Below are 20,496 nucleotides of genomic sequence, written 5' to 3'. Positions count from 1 at the left end.
GAATGCAGAGACGGCGGCTTTCATGCGTCGTGCCGATCGCCGCTCAGGCATACTCCGCCGCCATCAAAGCCAGTTCGTCCCACAGGTTCTGGGCAAAGCCGCGCAGGACGAGAAGCTCGAAGCGATCCTCGTCCGTGCGGGTGAGATGGACGCCGATATGGCCGATGAGGGTCGGGGTGGCGTGGCCGATGGGGAAGGCTGGATCGCCGAGATCGACCGCCGTGCCCTTGGCCAGCACATCGCGTGCGCGAGGGCCTGAGAGCGCGATGCGCACGCGGCCGTGGCCCTGATCGACCAGATCGGCCAAGGGTTTCACGCGGGCTTCGAGATCGGCGAGGGCCTGTGGCGTCAGGACTTCGTCGCCGACGAGAAACCATTGTCCCGGCGAAACGGGGCGCAAGGGGCGGCAGGCCGCGTTCTGCAACGCTCCGGCATCGACCTCCGGCGCGGCGAGCAGATGCAGGACATGGCCCTCCGGAAGCGCTTCGAGTGCGATGCCCGGATGCTGGATGGGCGAACGCTGGCCAAGGGCAGGGCGATGCTGCAGGACGTGGGACATTGCGGGCCTCAGACCTTGAGTTTCTCATGGGCGGGATCGACAAAGACGGGATCGCAGAGCCGGCCTGGCGTATATTCGCCGCGCAAGCCGTTCCACACCATGACCTCCTCCCCATGCCGGCTGGCGCCGGCGCGCACCAAAGCCAGCCCGATGGTGGAGCCTACATGCGGCGAGTGGCAGCTGGAGCTGACATGGCCAAGGCTGCTTTCCAGCGTCGCCGTCGCGCCCTTGGCGAGAATATGCGCGCCGGTGCGAAAACTCGTTGCCGGATCGAGCGGTACGACACCGACGAGCTGATGGCGGTTGGCTGCCACCAAGCCCTCGCGCGACAGCATATGCTTGCCGATGAAGTCCGCCTTCTTGGTCGAGACCATGCGGCCGAAGCCGAGATCGGCCGGCACCACCGTGCCGTTGATCTCATTATGGGTAACGTGGCCCTTCTCGATGCGCAGCACCGAGAGCGCTTCCACGCCATAAGCGCACATCCCGTGCGGCTTTCCGATCTCCATCAATGCGTCGGCAACGCTTTCGCCATAGCCTGCGGGCACGGCCAGCTCATAGGCAAGCTCGCCGGAGAAGGAGATGCGGAACAGCCGGCCGGCAAGCGCACCGTTGAAGAGCGAGACGGTGCGGGCGCCAAGGAAGGGGAAGGCCTCGTTGGAAATGTCCGCGTCGACAATGTCCTGAAGGATCGCGCGGGCCAGCGGACCGGCTATCGCCATCTGCGCCCATTGATCGGTGACGGAGGCCAGCCGCACGTCAAGCTCCGGCCAGAGCGCCTGGGCGCAAAATTCCAGATGATTGAGAACGCCGGCGGCATAGGCCGTCGTGGTCGTCATGAAGAAGCGGTCTTCGGCGAGCCGGCTGGTGGTGCCGTCATCATAGATGAAGCCGTCCTCGCGCAGCATCAGCCCGTAACGCGCCTTGCCCACGGGCAGGTTGGCGAAGCCGTTGCAATAGACGCGGTCGAGGAAGGTGGCGGCGTCCTTGCCGGTGATCTCGATCTTGCCGAGCATGGAGACATCGCAGAGCCCGGCCTTTTCGCGCACGGTGCGCACCTCGCGGTCGACGCTCTCGCGCCAGGTGCTTTCGCCCGCGCGCGGGAACCAGGCGGAGCGATACCAGAGGCCGGTCTCGACGAAGCGGGCGCCGTTCTTCTTCGCCCAGTCATGCAGCGGCGACTGGCGCACCGGCTGGAAATGCTTGCCATGGGAGGATCCCGCCAGCGCGCCAAAAGAGACGGGCGTGTAGAAGGGCCGGAAGGTGGTGGTGCCGACCTCGTCAGGCGAAACGCCGCGCGCCTCGGCAAGCAGGCCGATGGCGTTGACATTGGAGAGCTTGCCCTGGTCGGTCGCCATGCCATTCGTCGTATAGCGCTTGGCGAGTTCCACATGGGCATAGCCCTCGCGCACGGCAAGGCCGAGATCGGCGCGGTGGACGTCGTTCTGAAAGTCGATAAAGGCCTTGCCCTTGATGCCGGGGATAGACCAGAGCGGCTTGGTAGCCGGCGCGACGATATCGCCTTCGACATCGGGGAAGGGCGCAAATGTTGCGGCGATGCCGAGCTGGTCGAGCAGGGCGAGAGCCGTGCGCGCGCCGGCCTCCAGGCAGGTGGCAAGACCGGAGAGGCCGGCGGCGGCCCCTGCCAGCGCCAGGCCCTTGCGGTCCTCGGCGAGAAAGGCCCCGTTCTCATCCGACCAGGATAGCTTGCCGCCGCGATGGCAGGCGAGATGGACGATCGGGCTGAAGCCGCCTGAGACGGCGAGGCCGTCGACGCCGAGCTTTTCCGTGCGTCCTTGGCTGGCGATGGTGATGGCCGAAAGCGACTTTCCGCCATGCGCATCGCGCACCACCGCGCCTGGGATGATGCGGGCGCTGCCCTTGTAAAGGCCGGGTGCAGCCCCCTCGGCGCGGCTGTCGATGATGGCGGAAAGCGACACGCCGGCCGCTTCGAGATCGCGCACCAGCGCATAACCGCTGTCATTGGTGGTGAAGACGGCCATCTGCCGGGCCGGGGCGACGGCGTAGCGGTTGACGTAGCTGCGCGCGGCGCTGGCCATCATCACGCCGGGAATGTCGTTGCCGCCGAACACGAGCGGACGCTCTTCCGCGCCCGTTGCCAGCAGCGCCTGACCGGCGATGATCCGCCAGAGGCGTTCCACCGGCCGGTTTGCAAGCGGTTCGGCCAGATGTTTCTGCACCCGCTCGACCGCACCGAAGACATTGCCGTCATACCAGCCAAAGGCGGTGGTGCGGGGCAGGACGCGGACATTGGGCAGGGCCTCGAGTTCGGCCAGGAGGGTCTCGGCAAAGCGTGGCGCCGGCACGCCGCTGATGGTTGCTGTCTCGGACAAAAGCCCGCCGCCGATGGTCGCCTGCTCATCGAGCAGAATGACCCGCGCGCCGGCGCGGCCGGCGGTCAGCGCGGCGGCAAGACCCGTCGCACCGGCGCCGATGACGAGAAGATCGCAATGGGCCCAGCATTTCTCGAACCTGTCGGGATCGCTCTCCTTCGCGGCCTCGCCGAGCCCCGCCGCCTTGCGGATGAAGGGCTCGTAGAGCTTCTCCCAGAATGTGGCCGGCCACATGAAGGTCTTGTAGTAGAAGCCGGCGCTCAAGAACGGCGAGAGCAGGCCGTTCAGCGCGCCGATATCATGGTCGAGCGAGGGCCAGCGGTTCTGGCTGCGGGCGGTGAGCCCGGCATAGAGTTCCTGCATGGTCGCGCGGGTGTTGGTCTCGGTGCGTCCGCCCTTGCCGATCGTCATCAGCGCGTTGGGCTCGGCCGCGCCCGCCGTCAACACGCCGCGAGGGCGGTGATATTTGAAGGAGCGGCCCATCAGCCGCTGGCCATTGGCGAGCAGCGCCGAGGCGAGGCTATCGCCGGCAAAGCCCGTCATCGGCTTGCCATCGAAGGAGAAGGAGAGCGGCTGGGCGCGGTCGATCAGCCCGCCCTGGTTCAGGCGATAGCTCGTCATCGGGCGGTCTCCCTGCGCCAGAGTGCTGCGTCCCGGGTCTCTTCCAGCTCATGCGTTGCGGTATCGCGGGTCACCACCAGCCAGCGGCGGCAGCCGGAGGTGTGGTGCCAGAATTCCGCGTAGCGACCGCGCGGATTGTCGCGCAGATAGACATGGTCGAACCAGGTATCCGCGTCGGCCTCCGGCTCGGGGCGGACGAGAGCCGCGCCCTTGATGGTGAATTCTTCCTTGGGTCTCCTGCCGCAATGCGGGCAGGCAATCAGGCTTGCCATGTCGGTTGTCCTTGCGAAAGCAGGTTAAGAGCGTCGGACCGATGTTCTCTGATCAATGCAGGTTCGGCTGGGCGCCCTGGCCCTTTTCGTCGATGAGATAGCCGCGCTTGAAGCGGTCGAGCCGGAAGGCCGTCGCGGTCGCCTGCGGCGCGTCGCGCGCCAGCAGGTGCGCGAAGCAGAAGCCGGATGCCGGTGTCGCCTTGAAGCCGCCATAGCACCAGCCGGCATTGAGATAGAGATTGTCGATCGGCGTGCGGTCGATAACAGGCGAGCCATCCATCGACATGTCCATCACCCCGCCCCAGGACCTGAGCACCCGGATGCGCGACAAAGCGGGGATCATCGCCTTGCCGGCCTCGGCCACATGCTCCACCGTCGCCAGATTGCCGCGCTGGGCATAGGAATTATAGCCGTCGATATCGCCGCCGAAGACCAGCCCGCCCTTGTCGGATTGCGAGACGTAGAAATGGCCGGCGCCGAAGGTGACGACGCCGTCGATGAAGGGCTTCAGCCCCTCGGAGACGAAGGCCTGCAGCACATGGCTTTCCATCGGGAGCTTGAGGCCCGCCATCTCGGCGACCCGGGAAGAATTGCCGGCGGCCGCCAGCGCCAGCTTGTTGCAGGCGATGAAGCCGCGTGTGGTCTCGACGCCCAGAACCCGGCCCTGCGATTGGCGAATGCCGGTGACCTCGCAATTTTGCAGGATGTCGACGCCACGCATATCGGCGCCGCGGGCATAGCCCCAGGCCACCGCATCATGGCGCACCGTGCCGCCGCGCTTTTGCAACAGTCCGCCCTGGATCGGGAAGCGCGCATTGTCGAAGTCGAGGAAGGGCACCATGGCGCGCACGGCCTCGCGGTCGAGAAGGTCGGCATCCACACCGTGCAGCTGCATGGCATTGCCACGCCGGGTATAGGCGTCGCGCTGGGCGTCGGAATGAAAGAGGTTTAGCACGCCGCGCTGGGAGACCATGGCGTTGAAGTTGAAGTCCTGCTCCAGCCCTTCCCAGAGCTTCATCGACAGTTCGTAGAAGGGATTGTTGCCCGGCAGCAGATAGTTGGAGCGGATGATCGTGGTGTTGCGGCCGACATTGCCGGAGCCGACATAGCCCTTCTCGACGACGGCGACATTGGTGATACCGAATTCCTTGGCGAGGTAATAAGCGGTTGCCAGCCCATGTCCGCCCCCGCCGACGATGACGACGTCATAATGCGGCTTGGGTGCGGGTGTGCGCCAGGCCGGCTTCCAGCCCTTGTTGCCGAACAGGCCGTTCTTGAGAATGGACAGGGCGGAATAGCGCATGCGCGGAAGCCTCGGGGCCGGTCAGACAGGCCCTGATCCTAGCGGAAGATATCCTCCGGCTATTGCAGGAAAGAGACGGAAAAGTATAAATTCGGGACATGAGCGAAATTGACGCGCGTCCCGACAACCGCAATATCCAGCGCTTCGGCTTTCTTCTGCTGCCGAATTTCGCGCTGATGTCCTTTGCTTCGGCAAGCGAGCCCTTGCGCGCCGCCAACCTGCTGGCCGGGCGGGAGCTTTATGAGATCGCGCTGTTCTCGGTCGATGGTGCGGCGGTCATCAGTTCCTCCGGCCTGCCCATGCCGTGCAGGGCGCTGGCAGCAGGCGGTGAGGCGTGCCACACGCTGTTCGTTTGCGTCGGTGGCGGCTTGAGGGACTGGCGCGCCGCCGAGCCGGCCTTCCCGCTCTTGCGCCGGCTGGCGCGCCAGGGCGTGCGCATTGGCGGCATTTCCAGCGGCGCCTATGTGCTGGCCGCCGCCGGTCTGCTTGAGCGGCGCGATTTCACCATTCATTGGGAACATGCCGCGCTGCTGAAAGAGGCGTTTCCGCATCTCGCCCCGCGCCAGGCGCGCTATGTGCTGGATGGCGACCGCATCACCTGCGCCGGCGGCGTCGCGCCGCTCGACATGATGCATGCGCTGATCGGTGAGCGTATGGGCGGCGATTTCGCTCGTCGGGTCAGCGACTGGTATCTGCATACGGGACTTGCCCAGCCGGAAGCCGCCCAGCGCAGCGCGGCGGCCGAGCGATTCGGCACCCATCATCCCGCCCTCCTGACGGTGCTCGAAAAGATGGAGGCGACGATCGAGCAGCCGCTCGATCGCCAAACCATGGCGCGGCTGGCCGGCATCAGCCCCCGCCATCTCGACCGGCTCTTTGCCCAGCACATGCGCTTAGGCTTTCTCGACACATACCGCGCCATCCGTCTCGCCCATGGTCGGCGGCTGGTCGAGCAGAGCCCGCTGTCGATCGCCGAGATCGCCTATGCGACGGGATTTTCCAGCGCGGGGCATTTTTCACGTTGCTTTTCAGAGCTCTACGACATGTCGCCGCATGCGTTGCGCCAGAAGGCCGGTAAAAATCAATCGCCTTAAGAAGAAAATTTTATTCCTGATAGTTGATCCTGTGGCATGCCATATGATAGGCCTTCCTTCAGCAACGAATGGAGGTGACTTCCGATGTGCGGCATTGTTGGACTGTTCCTGAAGGATCCGAGCCTTGAGCCGCAGCTGGGCGCGCTGCTCTCGGACATGCTGATCACCATGACCGATCGTGGGCCGGATTCCGCCGGCATCGCCATCTATGGCGGCGCGGCGTCCGGCAAGGCGAAGGTGACGATCCAGTCCGCAAAGCCCGAGGTCGATTTCGACGGTCTGGCGGAGGCGCTGACGCAGGCCGGGATCCCCGCCAGCCTGACGGTCAAGAGCACCCATGCGGTGATCGACTGCGATGCCGACAAGCTCGGCGCCGTGCGCGAGACGCTGGCAAGCCTCAGGCCTGATGTGCGGATCATGGGCTCGGGCGAGAGCGTTGAGATCTACAAGGAAACCGGCCTGCCCAAGGATGTCGTCGCCCGGTTCGATGTGCGTGCGATGTCGGGCACGCATGGCATCGGCCATACCCGCATGGCGACCGAAAGCGCGGTGACGACGCTCGGCGCGCACCCCTTCTCCACCGGGGCCGACCAGTGCCTGGTGCATAATGGCTCGCTGTCCAACCACAACAATCTGCGCCGCGAGCTGGTGCGCGAAGGCATGCGCTTCGAAACGCAGAACGATTCTGAAGTCGCCGCCGCCTATCTCACGGCCGAAATGGCCAAGGGCAAGGATCTGGGCGAGGCGCTGACCGGCGCGCTCGACGATCTCGATGGCTTCTTCACCTTCGTCGTCGGCACCAAGTCCGGCTTCGGCGTGGTGCGCGATCCCATCGCCTGCAAGCCCGCCGTGATGGCCGAGACCGACCGTTACGTCGCCTTCGGTTCGGAGTACCGCGCTTTGGTGAACCTGCCGGGCATCGAAGAGGCGCGGGTCTGGGAGCCCGAGCCGGCCACTGTCTATTTCTGGGATCACGAAAAGGCCGCCTGACCGGCCACCGGACCAAACAAAGCCCGGCGAGGAAGAGGTTCACGCCCGCCCGCCGGCATCCTTCAAGAGGGGATCTGATGCCTGTTTTCGACCTGTCCCACACGCCCCTGCGGGCGCTGAACGGCGCGCTACACGGTCTTTCCACCGGCGCCAACGATACCGAATTCGAAGTGGTCAATCCGCGCGGGCATCATGCGGTGGCTGTCGGCATCGACAGTCCCGTCACCGTCGAGGTGCGCGGCTCGGTCGGCTATTATTGCGCCGGCATGAATGATGGCGGCACCGTCACCGTCCATGGCTCCGCCGGTCCCGGCGTGGCCGAGAACATGATGTCCGGCACTGTCGTTATCGAGGGCGATGCCTCGCAATATGCCGGCGCCACCGGGCGCGGCGGCCTTCTGGTCATCAAGGGCAATGCGGCCTCGCGCTGCGGCATCTCGATGAAGGGCATCGACATCGTCGTTCACGGCTCGATCGGCCATATGTCGGCCTTCATGGGGCAATCGGGCCATCTGATCGTCTGCGGCGATGCGGGGGATGCCCTGGGCGACTCGCTCTATGAAGCGAAGCTCTTCGTGCGCGGCTCGGTCAAAAGCCTCGGCGCCGACTGCATCGAAAAGGAGATGCGGCCCGAGCATCTGGAGAAGCTGGCCGAGCTTCTCGACAAGGCTGGCGTGACCCATGCAAAGCCTGAGGAGTTCAAGCGCTACGGTTCGGCTCGCAAGCTCTACAATTTCAATATCGACAACGCCGACGCCTACTGAGCCGGCACCCGCGCGCGCGCCTGCGCGCCGCATTCCTCCTCACATTGCCCGGGACGAGAGGCCAAGACGATGAGCTATCACAACCCCCATACGCCGCCGCGCAAGTCCGCGACCTTCGACGATCACACGATGGCCGAAATCCGCCGGGCTGCCGCCACCGGCATCTACGACATTCGCGGGGCTGGCACCAAGCGCAAGGTGCCGCATTTCGACGATCTCCTGTTCCTCGGCGCCTCGATCTCGCGCTATCCGCTCGAAGGCTATCGCGAGAAGTGCGACACGACGGTCACGCTCGGCACGCGCTTTGCCAAGAAGCCGATCACGCTGAAAACGCCGATCACCATTGCCGGCATGAGTTTTGGCGCACTGTCTGGCAATGCCAAGGAAGCGCTCGGCCGCGGCGCCACGATTGCCGGCACCTCGACCACCACGGGCGATGGCGGCATGACGGATGAAGAGCGCGGCCATTCGCAGACGCTCGTCTATCAATATCTTCCCTCGCGCTATGGCATGAACCCTCGGGATTTGCGCCGCGCCGACGCCATCGAAGTCGTGGTCGGCCAGGGCGCCAAGCCCGGCGGCGGCGGCATGCTGCTCGGCCAGAAGATTTCCGACCGGGTGGCCAACATGCGCAACCTGCCCAAGGGCATCGACCAGCGCTCCGCCTGCCGCCATCCCGACTGGACCGGCCCCGACGATCTCGAGATCAAGATCCTCGAACTGCGCGAAATCACCGATTGGGAAAAGCCGATCTATATCAAGGTCGGCGGCTCTAGGCCCTATTATGACACCGCGCTGGCGGTCAAAGCCGGGGCGGATGTCGTCGTGCTCGACGGCATGCAGGGCGGCACGGCGGCGACGCAGGACGTGTTCATCGAGCATGTCGGCATGCCGACGCTCGCCTGCATTCGCCCGGCCGTTCAGGCGCTACAGGATCTGGGCATGCACCGCAAGGTGCAGCTGGTCGTCTCCGGCGGCATCCGCTCGGGCGCCGATGTCGCCAAGGCGCTGGCGCTCGGCGCCGATGCGGTCGCCATCGGCACGGCCGCGCTCGTTGCCATCGGCGACAACGACCCGAAATGGGAAGAGGAATACAACAAGCTCGGCACGACCGCCGGCGCCTATGACGATTGGCACGAGGGCCGGGACCCCGCCGGCATTACGACGCAGGACCCGGAGCTTGCAGCCCGCCTCGACCCGGTCGCCGCCGGTCGTCGCCTTGCCAACTATCTCAAGGTGATGACGCTGGAAGCCCAGACGATCGCGCGCGCCTGCGGCAAGAACCACCTGCACAATCTCGAGCCCGAGGATCTTGTGGCGCTGACCATGGAGGCCGCCGCCATGGCGCAGGTGCCGCTGGCCGGCACCAGCTGGTATCCCGGCAAGGGTGGGTTCTAACGCTTCATCATAAGCCAGCGCGCAAGGGAGGGCGCGCCGGACACGGTCTTGCGCGGCGTGGGAGTGCCGCAGGCCGGGCCGGACCAGAAGGTGCGAAAGACGGCCATCAAGCGCCGTGCCCCTTCTTCATGTGTCTGAAAGTCAAAAGACAAAGGGGAATGCCGTGACACTTGACCTCTCCGCATTCGCCGCCGAGCGCGGCATCAAATATTTCATGATCAGCTATACCGACCTGTTCGGCGGCCAGCGCGCCAAGCTGGTGCCGACACAGGCGATTGCCGACATGCAGGCCGATGGCGCGGGCTTTGCCGGCTTTGCCACCTGGCTCGACCTGACCCCCGCCCATCCCGATCTCTTCGCCGTGCCCGATGCCGCGTCCGTCATCCAGCTGCCCTGGAAGAAGGAGGTCGCCTGGGTGGCCGCCGATTGCGTGATGGAGGACAAGCCGGTCGCCCAGGCGCCGCGCACCGTGCTGAAGCGGCTGGTGGACGAAGCGGCAGCCGAGGGTTTGCGCGTCAAGACCGGCGTCGAGCCGGAATTCTTCCTGATTTCACCCGATGGTACGCAGATTTCCGACCCCTACGACACGGCCGAAAAGCCCTGTTACGACCAGCAGGCATTGCTGCGCCGCTATGACGTGATCGCCGAAATCTGCGACCATATGCTCGAACTCGGCTGGAAGCCCTATCAGAACGATCATGAGGACGCGAATGGCCAGTTCGAGATGAACTGGGAATATGACGACGCGCTGAAGACGGCCGACAAGCATTCCTTCTTCAAGTTCATGGTCAAATCGGTGGCGGAGAAGCATGGTCTGCGCGCCACCTTCATGCCCAAGCCCTTCAAGGGACTGACCGGCAATGGCTGCCATGCCCATATTTCGGTCTGGGATCTCGACGGCAAGGTCAATGCCTTTGCCGATAAGAGCATGCCCTTCGGCCTCTCCGCCAAGGGCCGGACTTTCCTCGGCGGCATCATGAAACACGCTTCGGCGCTGGCCGCGGTCACCAATCCCACGGTCAATTCCTACAAGCGCATCAATGCGCCGCGCACGATCTCGGGCGCGACCTGGGCGCCCAATACGGTAACCTGGACCGGCAACAACCGCACCCACATGGTGCGTGTGCCGGGCCCCGGCCGCTTCGAGCTGCGCCTGCCCGATGGCGCGGTCAACCCCTATCTGCTGCAGGCGATCATCATCGCCGCCGGCCTCTCCGGCCTGCGCACCAATGCCGATCCCGGCCGCCACTACGATATCGACATGTATCGCGAGGGCCATACGGTCACCGATGCGCCACGTCTGCCCTTGAACCTGCTCGATGCCCTGCGCGACTATGAACGCGACACGGTGCTGCAGGAGGCGCTCGGCACCGAGTTCTCCGCTGCCTATCTCAAGCTCAAGCATGACGAGTGGAACGCCCATTGCGCCCAGTTCACCGAATGGGAGCGGCAGACCACGCTCGATATCTGACATCCCCGGCCGCGCTGGAAGCGCGCGGCCTCTTAGCCCCGCGTCTTATCGCGGGGCATTTTCTTCAACATTGTCCTCACCGGTGGATGCCATGGCCTCATCGGCGCCGGGGTATGGGCGAAAAGCGTTTGCCCTTGCGGCCTCGCCGCCCTATGGCCTTTGCCAGTTCGTCTTCCATTTCTCTGTCTACTAAGGGATGTGCCCGATGTCGCACTTCGTCTTGACCGTTGCCTGCCAGTCGACCCGCGGGATCGTGGCCGCGATCTCGGGCTATCTGGCGAAGATCGGCTGCAACATCGTCGATAGCTCGCAGTTCGATGATCTTCACACCGGCCGGTTCTTCATGCGCGTCTCCTTCCTGTCGGAAGAAGGGGCAGAGTTCGAGGCGATCCGAGACGGCTTCGAGACCGAGGTCGCCACGCGCTTTGCCATGGAGGCCCAGCTTTATCGCGGCAATGAGCGCACCAAGGTGCTGCTGATGGTCTCGCGTTTCGGCCATTGCCTGAACGACCTGCTCTACCGCTGGAAGATCGGCGCGCTGCCGATCGAGATCGTCGGCGTGGTTTCCAACCACTTCGATTACCAGAAGCTGGTGGTCAATCACGACATCCCCTTTCACCACATCAAGGTGACCAAGGAGAACAAGCCGCAGGCGGAAGCCCAGCTGATGGAGCTGGTCAAGGCGAGCGGTACGGAGCTGATCGTGCTCGCGCGCTATATGCAGGTGCTGTCGGACGAGATGTGCCGGGCCATGTCCGGCCGGATCATCAACATCCACCATTCCTTCCTGCCGAGCTTCAAGGGCGCCAATCCCTACAAGCAGGCCTATGAGCGCGGGGTGAAGCTGATCGGCGCGACGGCCCATTACGTCACCGCCGATCTCGATGAAGGCCCGATCATCGAGCAGGACGTGGCGCGCATCACCCATGCGCAGTCGGCCGAGGATTATGTGTCCATCGGCCGCGATGTCGAGGCGCAGGTGCTGGCGCGTGCCATCCATGCCCATATCCATCACCGCACCTTCATCAATGGCAATCGCACCGTGGTCTTCCCGCCGAGCCCCGGCTCCTATGCCTCCGAGCGCATGGGCTGAAACAGAGCGAGGTCGAAAGCCGGCTTGCTTTTGCACGTCCCGCCCGGTAATTTCTTGGTACACCATAATACCAAAAGCCGGTTGGTCTTAGATCAGGCATGACCGGCGCCGGGAGACACCATGAGCCTTGACCTGCCTGACAGTGCCATTCGCGTTGAGCGTCCCAACAAGACTCTGCGCGAACTCGCGCTCGACAAGGTGCGCGAGGCCATCGTCAGCGGCTATTTCCGCCCGGGCGACCGGCTGGTGGAGCGCGATCTCTGCGCCCAGCTCGGCGTCAGCCGCACGGTGGTGCGCGAGGTGCTCCGGCATCTGGAGTCGGAAGGACTTGTCGCCAACCAGCCGAACAAGGGGCCGATCGTGGCCCAGCTCGATCTGGACGAAGCCCGGCAGATCTATGAAATCCGCGGCGCGCTGGAAGGCATGGCGGCGCGGCTGTGTGCGGAGAAAGGCGATCCGGCAATTGCAAAGGCGCTGGAGGCCTCGCTGGCTGAAATCCGTGCGAGCTATGGGCGCGGCGACATGCCGGCTGTTCTCACGCATACCTCCGCCTTTTACCAAACCCTGTTCGGCAAGGTGGATCGCCATGTCGCCTGGGGCGTGGTCAATCTTCTGACGGTGCGCATCAACCACCTGCGCTCGATGACGATCAAGACCAAGAACCGCGACAGCGAAGGGCCGGCACAAATGGCGCGGATCGTCGCCGCCATTCGGAAAGGCGATGGCGAAGCGGCCTATCAGGCCGCGCTCGACCATGTGCACGCGGCCTGCGCCATTGCCGAACAGGTGCTGTCGGCGCAGTCACAGGTTTGACTTGCCGGGATAGAGCAAGACTCAAATAGGTAAGTATCTTCTTACTTTGAAAGCCGACCGTCCAACAGAAATGGGACGGTCGCCATCTCTCTGATGTGCCTTTCGGCATTTTTGGTGGCGAGCTTGCCAACGCCTCAAACATGTGTGCCAACGCCTCAGCATCCGAAGGTTTTACGGTAAGGCACTCTATATAAAAGACTTTTTCCTCCCTGCAGATTTTGCGGCCATCCTCCGCCTTAATGCTTGACTGATGCATATTATGGCATACCATAACATCTAATAGCCAAGGGAACGAGACGATGAGCATCCAGATCCGCAAGACCCTGCTTCAGGTGGAAACGACCTTGATCGAGGGTGGAAAGGCGGCCGCGCAGCCGCTGAAGCTGTTCTCCGCCATCGCTGTGGTGAAAAATCCCTGGGCCGGTCGCGGCTTTGTCGAGGATCTGAAGCCGGAGATCCATGCCGCCGCGCCCGTGCTCGGCGAGCTCTTGACGCGGATGATCTTGGATGCCGTTGGTTCCGGTGAGGCGGTTGAGGCCTATGGCAAGGCTGCCGTCGTCGGTCTCGATGGTGAGATCGAGCATGCCTCGGCGCTGATCCACACGTTGCGCTTCGGCAATCATTATCGCCAGGCCGTGGGCGCCAAGTCCTATCTGGCCTTCTGCAACACGCGTGGGCCCGCCAATGCGCCCGTGATGATCCCGCTGATGGACAAGAACGACGAAGGCCGCCGTTCGCATTATCTCACCATCCAGACAGCCGTTCCCGATGCACCCGCCGCCGATGAGATCGTCGTGGCGCTCGGCGCCTCGGTTGGCGGCCGTCCGCATCACCGTATTGGCGACCGCTACCAGGATCTCAAGGATCTGGGGCAGGACGTTGCCAATCCGGCTGGCGTCTGAGGGAGCGGGAGGATGCAGGCGGGCGCCCTCATGGAATTGAAAGCCGGCGAAGGACCGTCGGCCCTGCCGCGCCTGAAGACCCCGGGCGGCATCGCTTATGCCGAGGCGGGTCTTGGGGAGGGCGCGCCACTGGTCCTGATCCATGGCGTCGGCATGCGGCTGGAGGCCTGGGGCCCGCAGATCGCGGCATTTAAGGATCGTTGCCGGGTGATCGCGGTGGACATGCCCGGCCATGGCGAAAGCGCTGCGCTGGCTGAAGGCAGCGGGATTGCGGATTTTGTGGCCTGGCTCGGCCGGTTTCTGGACGAGATGAAGCTGGAGCGCGTCAGTCTCGCCGGCCATTCCATGGGGGCGATGATTTCGGGTGGTGCCGTAGCGCGTTTTCCCGAGCGGATTGCCCGTGTCGCCCTGCTCAATGGCGTGCATCGTCGGCCGGAGGCGGCAAAGGCGGCGGTGCTTGCCCGCGCTGCCGCGATCCGCGCAACCGGTGTCGACAAGGACGGGCCGCTGAAGCGCTGGTTCGGCGAGGATGCGGCAAGTCTTCAGGCGCGGGCCCTGACGCGCGGCTGGCTCGAAGCAGTCGATCCCGAGGGCTATGCGGTGGCCTACACGGCCTTTGCGGGCGGTGATGCGGTCTATGCCGAGACGTGGCCGACGGTCACCTGTCCGGCCTTGTTTCTAACCGGCTCGGGCGATCCGAATTCAACGCCTGAAATGGCGCAGGCGATGGCGGCCATGGCGCCCAAGGGCTGGGCGCGGATCATCGAGGGCCACCGGCATATGGTCAATCTCACGGCGCCCGAGGCAGTCAACGGCTTTCTGGCGGAATGGCTGGTGGCAGAGGAGAAACCGGCATGAGCGATTCAAGCTTCGATCCGCGCGCCCTGCGTGATGCCTTCGGCGCCTTCGCGACTGGCGTAACGGTCGTCACGGCAAGGGATGGCGTGGGACAGCCGCTCGGCTTCACGGCCAACTCCTTCACCTCGGTCTCGCTCGATCCACCGCTTCTCCTGGTCTGCCTCGCCAAGACCTCGCGCAACTATCAAGCCATGACGACGGCGACGCATTTCGCCGTCAACATTCTTTCCGAGACGCAGAAGGATGTGTCCAACACCTTCGCGCGTCCCGTGGAGGATCGCTTCGCCACGGTCAGCTGGCAGGCGGGGGGGCATGGCTGTCCGCTGCTGGCGGATGTCTCCGCCTGGTTCGAATGCGCGCGTCACGAGCTGGTCGATGCCGGCGATCATGTCATTCTGATCGGCCGCGTGCTCGCCTTCGACAATAGCGGGCGGAATGGCCTCGGCTATGCGCGCGGCGGCTATTTCACGCCGATGCTGGCAGGCAAGGCGGTCTCGGCAGCCAGCGAAGGCGCCATCGAACTGGGCACGGTGCTGGAGCGCGATGGCGAGATCCTGCTTCTTGGCGATGACCTGCTGCGCCTGCCGGCCTGCATGGCCAGCGGCGGCAACCCGACGGAGACGCTGAAGACGCATCTGGAGGCGCTGACCGGCCTGCCTGTGACCATCGGCTTCCTCTATTCCGTCTATGAAAACAAGGCGTCCGGCCAGCAGCATATCGTCTACCGGGCCTTTGCCGGGCCGGGCGTGCCGGCGGAAGGACAGTTCATCGCGCTTGAGAGGGTCGAGCCCGACCGGCTGCAGGACCCTGCCAGCCGCGACATCGTCAGGCGTTTTGCGGCGGAGAGCACGCTCGGCAATTTCGGCGTCTATTTCGGCAGCGAGACCGCCGGCCGCATTCATTCGATTTCCATGGGGGGCGCTCAGCGATGAAATTCTCTCTCTTCGTCCACATGGAGCGGCTCGATGCCAGCCAGAACCAGCGTCAGCTCTATGACGAGTTCCTGGCGCTGTGCGAGATCGCCGACAAGGGCGGCATGCATGCGATCTGGACCGGCGAACACCACGGCATGGATTTCACCATCGCCCCCAATCCCTTCGTCACCATCGCCGATCTCGCCCATCGCTGCAAAAACGTTCGGCTCGGCACAGGCACGGTGATTGCGCCCTTCTGGCATCCGATCAAGCTCGCCGGCGAAGCGGCCATGACCGATCTGATCACCGGCGGCCGGCTCGATCTCGGCATTGCGCGGGGCGCCTATTCCTTCGAATATGAGCGGCTGATGCCGGGTCTCGACGCCTGGGGCGCCGGCCAGCGGCTGCGCGAGCTGATCCCGGCCATGCGCGGCGTGCTGGAGGGCGATTACGCCCATCAGGGCGAGTTCTGGACCTTCCCGGCCACGACGGCGGCGCCGAAGCCCGTACAGGCGTCGATCCCGGTCTGGGTTGCCGCACGCGATCCCAACAGCCATGAATTTGCCGTGGCCAATGGTTGCAACGTGCAGGTCACACCGCTGTGGAACGGGGACAGGGAAATCGACAGCCTGATGGAGCGCTTCACCGCCGCCTGCGCCAAGGCGCCCGAGGTGGCGCGGCCGAAGATCATGCTGCTGCTCCACACCTATGTCGGTGCTGATGCCGCCGATGTGGAGCTGGCGACGCGCGAACTCAGCACTTACTACAATTACTTCTTCGCCTGGTTCAAGAACGAGCGGCCGATCCATCAGGGGCTGATCGAGCGCCTGAGCGAGGAGGAGATCGCCGCCAATGCCATCGTCTCGCCGCAGGTGATGCGCGACAATCTCGCACTCGGGACGGCGGACGCGGTGATCGAAAAGCTCAAGCGCTACGAGGCGCTGGGCTATGACGAATATTCCTTCTGGATCGACACCGGCATGAGCTTCGAGCGCAAGAAGGCCTCGCTCGAACGCTTTATCGCCGAGGTCATGCCGGCTTTCGGGAGCTGAACCGATGCGGCGCTTCCAGCACTATATCGCCGGCCAGTTCGCAGACGGCGAGGCCCGCTTCGAAAGCCTCGATCCGGCCACCGGCGCAGCCTGGGCCGAGATGCCGGAGGCACGCGAAGCTGACGTGAACAGCGCCGTCGAGGCCGCCCATTCGGCGCTTTACGACGGTCCCTGGGCGCGGATGACGGCGAGCGAGCGGGGCAGGCTGCTCTACAGGCTTGCCGATCTGGTGGCGGAAAACGCCCCCGTCCTGGCGGAACTCGAAACCCGCGACACCGGCAAGATCATTCGCGAGACCTCGGCGCAGATCGCCTATGTCGCCAGCTATTATCGCTATTATGCCGGCCTTGCCGATAAGATCGAAGGCTCCTTCCTGCCGATCGACAAGCCGGACATGGATGTCTGGCTGCGGCGCGAGCCGGTCGGCGTCGTCGCCATGATCGTCCCCTGGAACAGCCAGCTCTTTCTCTCGGCCGTCAAGATCGGCCCGGCGCTCGCCGCCGGCTGCACGCTAGTGCTCAAGGCCTCGGAAGACGGGCCGGCGCCGCTGCTGGAGTTCGCCCGCTTGGTGAAGGAAGCCGGATTCCCGGAGGGCGTCGTCAATATCCTCACCGGCTTCGGCGCCTCCTGCGGCGCTGCGCTCACCCGCCATCCCAAGGTTGCGCATATCGCCTTTACCGGCGGGCCGGAGGCGGCGCGGCGGGTGGTGGCCAATTCCGCGGACAATCTCGCCTCGACCTCGCTGGAGCTGGGTGGCAAGTCGCCCTTCATCGTCTTCGCCGATGCCGACCTGACCAGCGCCGTCAACGCGCAGGTCGCCGGCATCTTCGCCGCCACCGGCCAGTCCTGCGTCGCCGGCTCCCGGCTGATCATCGAGCGTCCGGTTAAGGATGAATTTCTGGCGCGGCTGAAGGCCAAGGCGGAAGCGATCCGCATCGGCAGCCCGCTCGACATGGCGACCGAGGTCGGACCGCTCGCCACCCGCCGCCAGCAGGAGCATGTGGATCGCCTGGTTCAGGCCTCTGTCTCGGCCGGGGCAAGGCTGGTGACCGGCGGCGTCAAGCCGGAGGGGCCGGGCAACTACTACCCACCGACCATTCTCGATTGCGACGGAATAAGTTCGCTATCGCTTACCGAAGAATTCTTCGGTCCTGTGCTCTCGGTTCAGTCCTTCGAGACGGAGGCCGAGGCGCTGCGGCTCGCCAATGACACGCGTTACGGTCTCGCCTCCGGCGTCTTCACCCAGAATCTGGCGCGTGCCCATCGGTTCAGCCGGCAGATCCGCGCCGGCGTCGTCTGGCTCAACACCTATCGCGCGGTCTCGCCGATCGCGCCCTTCGGCGGCTATGGTCTTTCGGGCCATGGGCGCGAGGGCGGGCTCTCTGCCGTGCTCGACTATACCCGCACGAAGACCGTCTGGCTGACGACCTCGGATGCGCCATTCCCCGATCCGTTCGTGATGCGGTGAGGGAAGCGCGATGTTCTACGAGATCCGAACCTACAGGCTGAAGAATGGCGCGATCCCGGCCTATCTCAAGGTAATCGGCGAGGAGGGCATTGCGATCCAGAAGCGGCATCTCGGCAAGCTCGTCGGCTACTTCTTTTCCGAGATCGGGCCGATCAACGAGATCGTCCACATCTGGGCCTATGAAAGCCTCGACGATCGCGAAGCCCGTCGCGCCCGGCTGGCCGCCGACCCGGCCTGGCAGGCCTTCCTGCCGAAGATCCGCGATCTGATCGAACTGGCCGAGAACAAGATCATGAAGCCGGCCCCTTTCTTCCAGATGGAGAAGGTAGAGCGGCGCTGAGTAAAGGCCGGGCGGCGGGGAGATGCCGGTCGGCGACAACGAAGGCAATGGCGATAACCTCGTAGAAGGGTGACGCCGCATCCTGAAGACAAGCCGCAAAAAGCGGCCATCGACAACGATAAGGGAACAGATGCCATGAAGATCAAGACTGCGACCACCAAGACTGCCATTCTCTCGCTTGCCCTCATGCTCGGCCTGGCCGGCGCCAGCCATGCCGCCGACATGGTCTTCACCAGTTGGGGCGGCACCACGCAGGATGTCCAGAAGAGCGCATGGGCCGATAAATTCTCGCAAAAGAGCGGCATCAACGTGCTGCAGGATGGCCCGACCGATTACGGCAAGATCAAAGCCATGGTCGAGGCCAAGGGCGTGACCTGGGACGTGGTGGATGTCGAGGGCGACTATGCCATTCAGGCCGGCGACAAGGGCATGCTGGAAAAGCTCGATTTCCAGGTGATCGACAAGGCCTCGCTCGATCCGCGCTTCGTCACCGATTATTCCGTTGGGTCCTTTTATTATTCCTTCGTCATTGGCTGCAACAAGGATGCGGTTTCCGCCTGCCCGAAGAGCTGGGCCGATCTGTTCGACACCGCCAAGTTTCCCGGCAAGCGCACCTTCTACAAATGGTCGGCACCCGGCGTGATCGAGGCTGCATTGCTGGCCGATGGCGTTGCCGCCGACAAGCTCTATCCGCTGGATCTCGACCGGGCCTTCAAGAAGCTCGATACGATCAAGCCCGACATCATCTGGTGGTCGGGCGGCGCGCAGTCGCAGCAATTGCTGGCATCGGCCGAAACGCCCTTCGGCTCCTTCTGGAACGGCCGGCTGACTGCGCTTGCCGCCACCGGCGTCAATGTCGAGACCTCCTGGGCGCAGAACATCACGGCGGCCGATGCGCTGGTCGTGCCCATGGGCGCCAAGAACAAGGACGCGGCGATGAAATTCATCGCTTACGCGACCTCGCCCGAGGGACAGGCCGAAATGGCCGCCGGCACCGGCTATGCGCCAACCAATGTCAAATCGCCCGCGCTGATGGATCCCGCGGTCGCCAAGACCCTGCCGGACCAGCAGACCGCCTCGCAGATCAATGCCGACATGGCCTATTGGGCCAAGCATCGCGACGAGATCGGCGAGCGCTGGTATGCTTGGCAATCCAAGTAAGTCCTGATCGCCCGGGCGTGACCATCGGCTCGATCGGCCGATGGTCTGCGCGAGCCTCCTCGTCGTCTCTGCCGGTAAGGCGATGTCGGCAGGCGGACAGAAAGTGCTTTCAGGCCCAATGGCGAATGTCCTCATTGTGATCAGGAGATCGCGGGCGGCCTGCGGGCATGGTCGGGAGGTGCGAGGTTGTCAATCATGGTCGCTTCAGTCGAAACGGAAATGCCGGCGCTGGCACCGCCGAAACGGCGCTTCGTGCCCACCGGATTCAAGCCGACTTTGCCGGCGCTGATCCTCGTGCTGGTCTTCTTCGTCCTGCCTGTGGCCATCCTGCTGACGCGCAGCGTCACGGAGCCGGTGCTTGGCCTGCAGAATTATGCGACGCTGCTCGGCAGCGCCACCTATCTGAAGATCTTCGTCAACACCTTCACCGTCTCGGCATTGGTCACCCTCTTTTCCGTGATGATCGGCTTTCCGGTTGCCTGGGCGCTGGCGATCATGCCGCGGCCATCCGCCAATATCGTCTTCGCCATCGTGCTGCTCTCCATGTGGACCAATCTCCTGGCGCGCACCTATGCCTGGATGGTGCTGTTGCAGCGCACCGGCGTGGTCAACAAGACGCTGATGGGTCTGGGCCTGATCGACCAGCCCTTGATGCTGGTCAACAATCTGGTCGGCGTCACCATCGGCATGGTCTATATCATGCTGCCCTTCACCATCATCCCGCTCTACGGCGCGATCAGGCGGATCGATCCGATGATCCTGCAGGCAGCGGCGCTCTGCGGGGCCAATCGTCGCCAGGCCTTTACCGGCGTGCTTCTGCCGCTGGCCATGCCCGGCATCGCTTCGGGCGCGCTGATGGTCTTCGTCATGTCGCTCGGCTATTTCGTCACACCCGCGCTGCTCGGCGGCACGGCCAATATGATGCTGGCCGAACTCATCGCCCAATTCGTGCAATCCCTGGTCAATTGGGGCATGGGCGGCGCGGCGGCGCTCGTCCTCCTCGTCGTCACCTTGAGCCTTTATGCGCTGCAACTGCGCCTCTTCGGCACCGCAGGTGAAAGGAGCTGAG

Annotated in this window: 19 protein-coding genes; 15 read left to right on the top strand and 4 right to left on the bottom strand. The window is 64.3% G+C overall.

Annotated features, from left to right (window positions below; genetic code table 11):
• Positions 1-43: 43 nt before the first annotated feature.
• From BMX61_RS10075 to BMX61_RS10060, 4 genes are read right to left on the bottom strand one after another with little or no spacing between them, the layout of a single operon-like run.
• Positions 44-559, bottom strand: coding sequence for a sarcosine oxidase subunit gamma family protein (locus tag BMX61_RS10075; RefSeq protein ID WP_075626797.1), 516 nt, complete (start codon positions 557-559; stop codon positions 44-46).
• An 8-nt stretch (positions 560-567) separates the two neighbouring features.
• The gene (locus BMX61_RS10070; RefSeq protein WP_075626798.1) at positions 568-3,534 is read right to left on the bottom strand and encodes a sarcosine oxidase subunit alpha family protein; all 2,967 of its coding nucleotides are present in this window, start codon (positions 3,532-3,534) and stop codon (positions 568-570) included.
• Positions 3,531-3,806: a sarcosine oxidase subunit delta gene (locus BMX61_RS10065; RefSeq protein WP_075626799.1), complete on the bottom strand. Its 276-nt coding sequence runs from the start codon at positions 3,804-3,806 to the stop codon at positions 3,531-3,533. The genes BMX61_RS10070 and BMX61_RS10065 overlap by 4 nt, the downstream gene beginning before the upstream one ends.
• A 52-nt stretch (positions 3,807-3,858) precedes the next feature.
• Positions 3,859-5,109: a sarcosine oxidase subunit beta family protein gene (locus BMX61_RS10060; RefSeq protein WP_075626800.1), complete on the bottom strand. Its 1,251-nt coding sequence runs from the start codon at positions 5,107-5,109 to the stop codon at positions 3,859-3,861.
• A gap of 107 nt (positions 5,110-5,216) precedes the next feature.
• Here BMX61_RS10060 and BMX61_RS10055 point away from each other — a divergent pair, with 107 nt between their 5' ends.
• From BMX61_RS10055 to BMX61_RS09985, 15 genes are all read left to right on the top strand, one after another.
• Positions 5,217-6,203, top strand: coding sequence for a GlxA family transcriptional regulator (locus BMX61_RS10055; RefSeq protein WP_407703760.1), 987 nt, complete (start codon positions 5,217-5,219; stop codon positions 6,201-6,203).
• Between the two features lie 84 nt (positions 6,204-6,287).
• Positions 6,288-7,193: a class II glutamine amidotransferase gene (locus tag BMX61_RS10050; protein WP_075626802.1), complete on the top strand. Its 906-nt coding sequence runs from the start codon at positions 6,288-6,290 to the stop codon at positions 7,191-7,193.
• A gap of 77 nt (positions 7,194-7,270) precedes the next feature.
• Entirely contained in the window at positions 7,271-7,957 is a 687-nt protein-coding gene (locus BMX61_RS10045; protein ID WP_075626803.1) for a GltB/FmdC/FwdC-like GXGXG domain-containing protein, read from the top strand.
• A gap of 69 nt (positions 7,958-8,026) precedes the next feature.
• On the top strand, positions 8,027-9,355 hold the full coding sequence (locus tag BMX61_RS10040) for an FMN-binding glutamate synthase family protein (RefSeq protein WP_075626804.1): 1,329 nt from the start codon (positions 8,027-8,029) through the stop codon (positions 9,353-9,355).
• Positions 9,356-9,518: 163 nt separating this feature from the next.
• Positions 9,519-10,826, top strand: a complete 1,308-nt coding sequence (gene glnT / locus BMX61_RS10035; protein WP_075626805.1) for a type III glutamate--ammonia ligase — start codon at positions 9,519-9,521, stop codon at positions 10,824-10,826.
• Positions 10,827-11,031: 205 nt separating this feature from the next.
• Positions 11,032-11,919 (top strand): formyltetrahydrofolate deformylase, encoded by an 888-nt coding sequence (gene purU, locus BMX61_RS10030; protein WP_075626806.1) that lies wholly within the window; start codon positions 11,032-11,034, stop codon positions 11,917-11,919.
• Positions 11,920-12,039: 120 nt separating this feature from the next.
• Positions 12,040-12,732, top strand: coding sequence for a GntR family transcriptional regulator (locus BMX61_RS10025; protein ID WP_075626807.1), 693 nt, complete (start codon positions 12,040-12,042; stop codon positions 12,730-12,732).
• Between the two features lie 299 nt (positions 12,733-13,031).
• A complete protein-coding gene (locus BMX61_RS10020) occupies positions 13,032-13,634 on the top strand; it encodes an amino acid synthesis family protein (RefSeq protein WP_075626808.1) in 603 nt (200 codons plus the stop codon).
• 30 nt (positions 13,635-13,664) lie between these two features.
• The gene (locus tag BMX61_RS10015; RefSeq protein WP_234794643.1) at positions 13,665-14,492 is read left to right on the top strand and encodes an alpha/beta fold hydrolase; all 828 of its coding nucleotides are present in this window, start codon (positions 13,665-13,667) and stop codon (positions 14,490-14,492) included.
• Positions 14,489-15,424 carry a flavin reductase family protein gene (locus BMX61_RS10010; protein WP_075626810.1) on the top strand — a complete coding sequence of 312 codons (936 nt, stop codon included), beginning with the start codon at positions 14,489-14,491 and terminating at the stop codon, positions 15,422-15,424. Before BMX61_RS10015 ends, BMX61_RS10010 begins: the two co-directional genes overlap by 4 nt.
• On the top strand, positions 15,421-16,458 hold the full coding sequence (locus tag BMX61_RS10005) for an LLM class flavin-dependent oxidoreductase (RefSeq protein WP_075626811.1): 1,038 nt from the start codon (positions 15,421-15,423) through the stop codon (positions 16,456-16,458). Before BMX61_RS10010 ends, BMX61_RS10005 begins: the two co-directional genes overlap by 4 nt.
• Positions 16,459-16,462: 4 nt before the next feature.
• Complete coding sequence (locus BMX61_RS10000) at positions 16,463-17,926, top strand: aldehyde dehydrogenase (RefSeq protein ID WP_075626812.1); 1,464 nt, start codon at positions 16,463-16,465, stop codon at positions 17,924-17,926.
• A 10-nt stretch (positions 17,927-17,936) separates the two neighbouring features.
• Positions 17,937-18,266 carry an NIPSNAP family protein gene (locus BMX61_RS09995; protein WP_075626813.1) on the top strand — a complete coding sequence of 110 codons (330 nt, stop codon included), beginning with the start codon at positions 17,937-17,939 and terminating at the stop codon, positions 18,264-18,266.
• 186 nt (positions 18,267-18,452) lie between these two features.
• Positions 18,453-19,427: an ABC transporter substrate-binding protein gene (locus BMX61_RS09990; RefSeq protein WP_092742526.1), complete on the top strand. Its 975-nt coding sequence runs from the start codon at positions 18,453-18,455 to the stop codon at positions 19,425-19,427.
• Positions 19,428-19,646: 219 nt separating this feature from the next.
• A complete protein-coding gene (locus BMX61_RS09985) occupies positions 19,647-20,495 on the top strand; it encodes an ABC transporter permease (protein WP_170854926.1) in 849 nt (282 codons plus the stop codon).
• The last annotated feature ends 1 nt before the right edge of the window (position 20,496 follow it).

The organism is Xaviernesmea oryzae (genome assembly GCF_900109605.1).
GTDB lineage: Bacteria > Pseudomonadota > Alphaproteobacteria > Rhizobiales > Rhizobiaceae > Xaviernesmea > Xaviernesmea oryzae.
This window is presented reverse-complemented; position numbering and strand designations above follow the sequence as displayed.

What these genes read in the sequence shown, in the direction of transcription:
- BMX61_RS10015 (WP_234794643.1), top strand. Translation starts at nt 13,665, where the DNA reads ATGGAATTGAAAGCCGGCGAAGGACCGTCGGCCCTGCCGCGCCTGAAG.
- BMX61_RS10000 (WP_075626812.1), top strand. Translation starts at nt 16,463, where the DNA reads ATGCGGCGCTTCCAGCACTATATCGCCGGCCAGTTCGCAGACGGCGAG.
- BMX61_RS10070 (WP_075626798.1), bottom strand. Translation starts at nt 3,534, where the DNA reads ATGACGAGCTATCGCCTGAACCAGGGCGGGCTGATCGACCGCGCCCAG.
- BMX61_RS10060 (WP_075626800.1), bottom strand. Translation starts at nt 5,109, where the DNA reads ATGCGCTATTCCGCCCTGTCCATTCTCAAGAACGGCCTGTTCGGCAAC.
- BMX61_RS10075 (WP_075626797.1), bottom strand. Translation starts at nt 559, where the DNA reads ATGTCCCACGTCCTGCAGCATCGCCCTGCCCTTGGCCAGCGTTCGCCC.
- BMX61_RS10010 (WP_075626810.1), top strand. Translation starts at nt 14,489, where the DNA reads ATGAGCGATTCAAGCTTCGATCCGCGCGCCCTGCGTGATGCCTTCGGC.
- BMX61_RS09990 (WP_092742526.1), top strand. Translation starts at nt 18,453, where the DNA reads ATGCTCGGCCTGGCCGGCGCCAGCCATGCCGCCGACATGGTCTTCACC.
- BMX61_RS10005 (WP_075626811.1), top strand. Translation starts at nt 15,421, where the DNA reads ATGAAATTCTCTCTCTTCGTCCACATGGAGCGGCTCGATGCCAGCCAG.
- BMX61_RS10065 (WP_075626799.1), bottom strand. Translation starts at nt 3,806, where the DNA reads ATGGCAAGCCTGATTGCCTGCCCGCATTGCGGCAGGAGACCCAAGGAA.
- BMX61_RS10020 (WP_075626808.1), top strand. Translation starts at nt 13,032, where the DNA reads ATGAGCATCCAGATCCGCAAGACCCTGCTTCAGGTGGAAACGACCTTG.
- BMX61_RS10025 (WP_075626807.1), top strand. Translation starts at nt 12,040, where the DNA reads ATGAGCCTTGACCTGCCTGACAGTGCCATTCGCGTTGAGCGTCCCAAC.
- BMX61_RS10045 (WP_075626803.1), top strand. Translation starts at nt 7,271, where the DNA reads ATGCCTGTTTTCGACCTGTCCCACACGCCCCTGCGGGCGCTGAACGGC.
- BMX61_RS10040 (WP_075626804.1), top strand. Translation starts at nt 8,027, where the DNA reads ATGAGCTATCACAACCCCCATACGCCGCCGCGCAAGTCCGCGACCTTC.
- BMX61_RS09985 (WP_170854926.1), top strand. Translation starts at nt 19,647, where the DNA reads ATGCCGGCGCTGGCACCGCCGAAACGGCGCTTCGTGCCCACCGGATTC.
- purU (WP_075626806.1), top strand. Translation starts at nt 11,032, where the DNA reads ATGTCGCACTTCGTCTTGACCGTTGCCTGCCAGTCGACCCGCGGGATC.
- BMX61_RS09995 (WP_075626813.1), top strand. Translation starts at nt 17,937, where the DNA reads ATGTTCTACGAGATCCGAACCTACAGGCTGAAGAATGGCGCGATCCCG.
- BMX61_RS10050 (WP_075626802.1), top strand. Translation starts at nt 6,288, where the DNA reads ATGTGCGGCATTGTTGGACTGTTCCTGAAGGATCCGAGCCTTGAGCCG.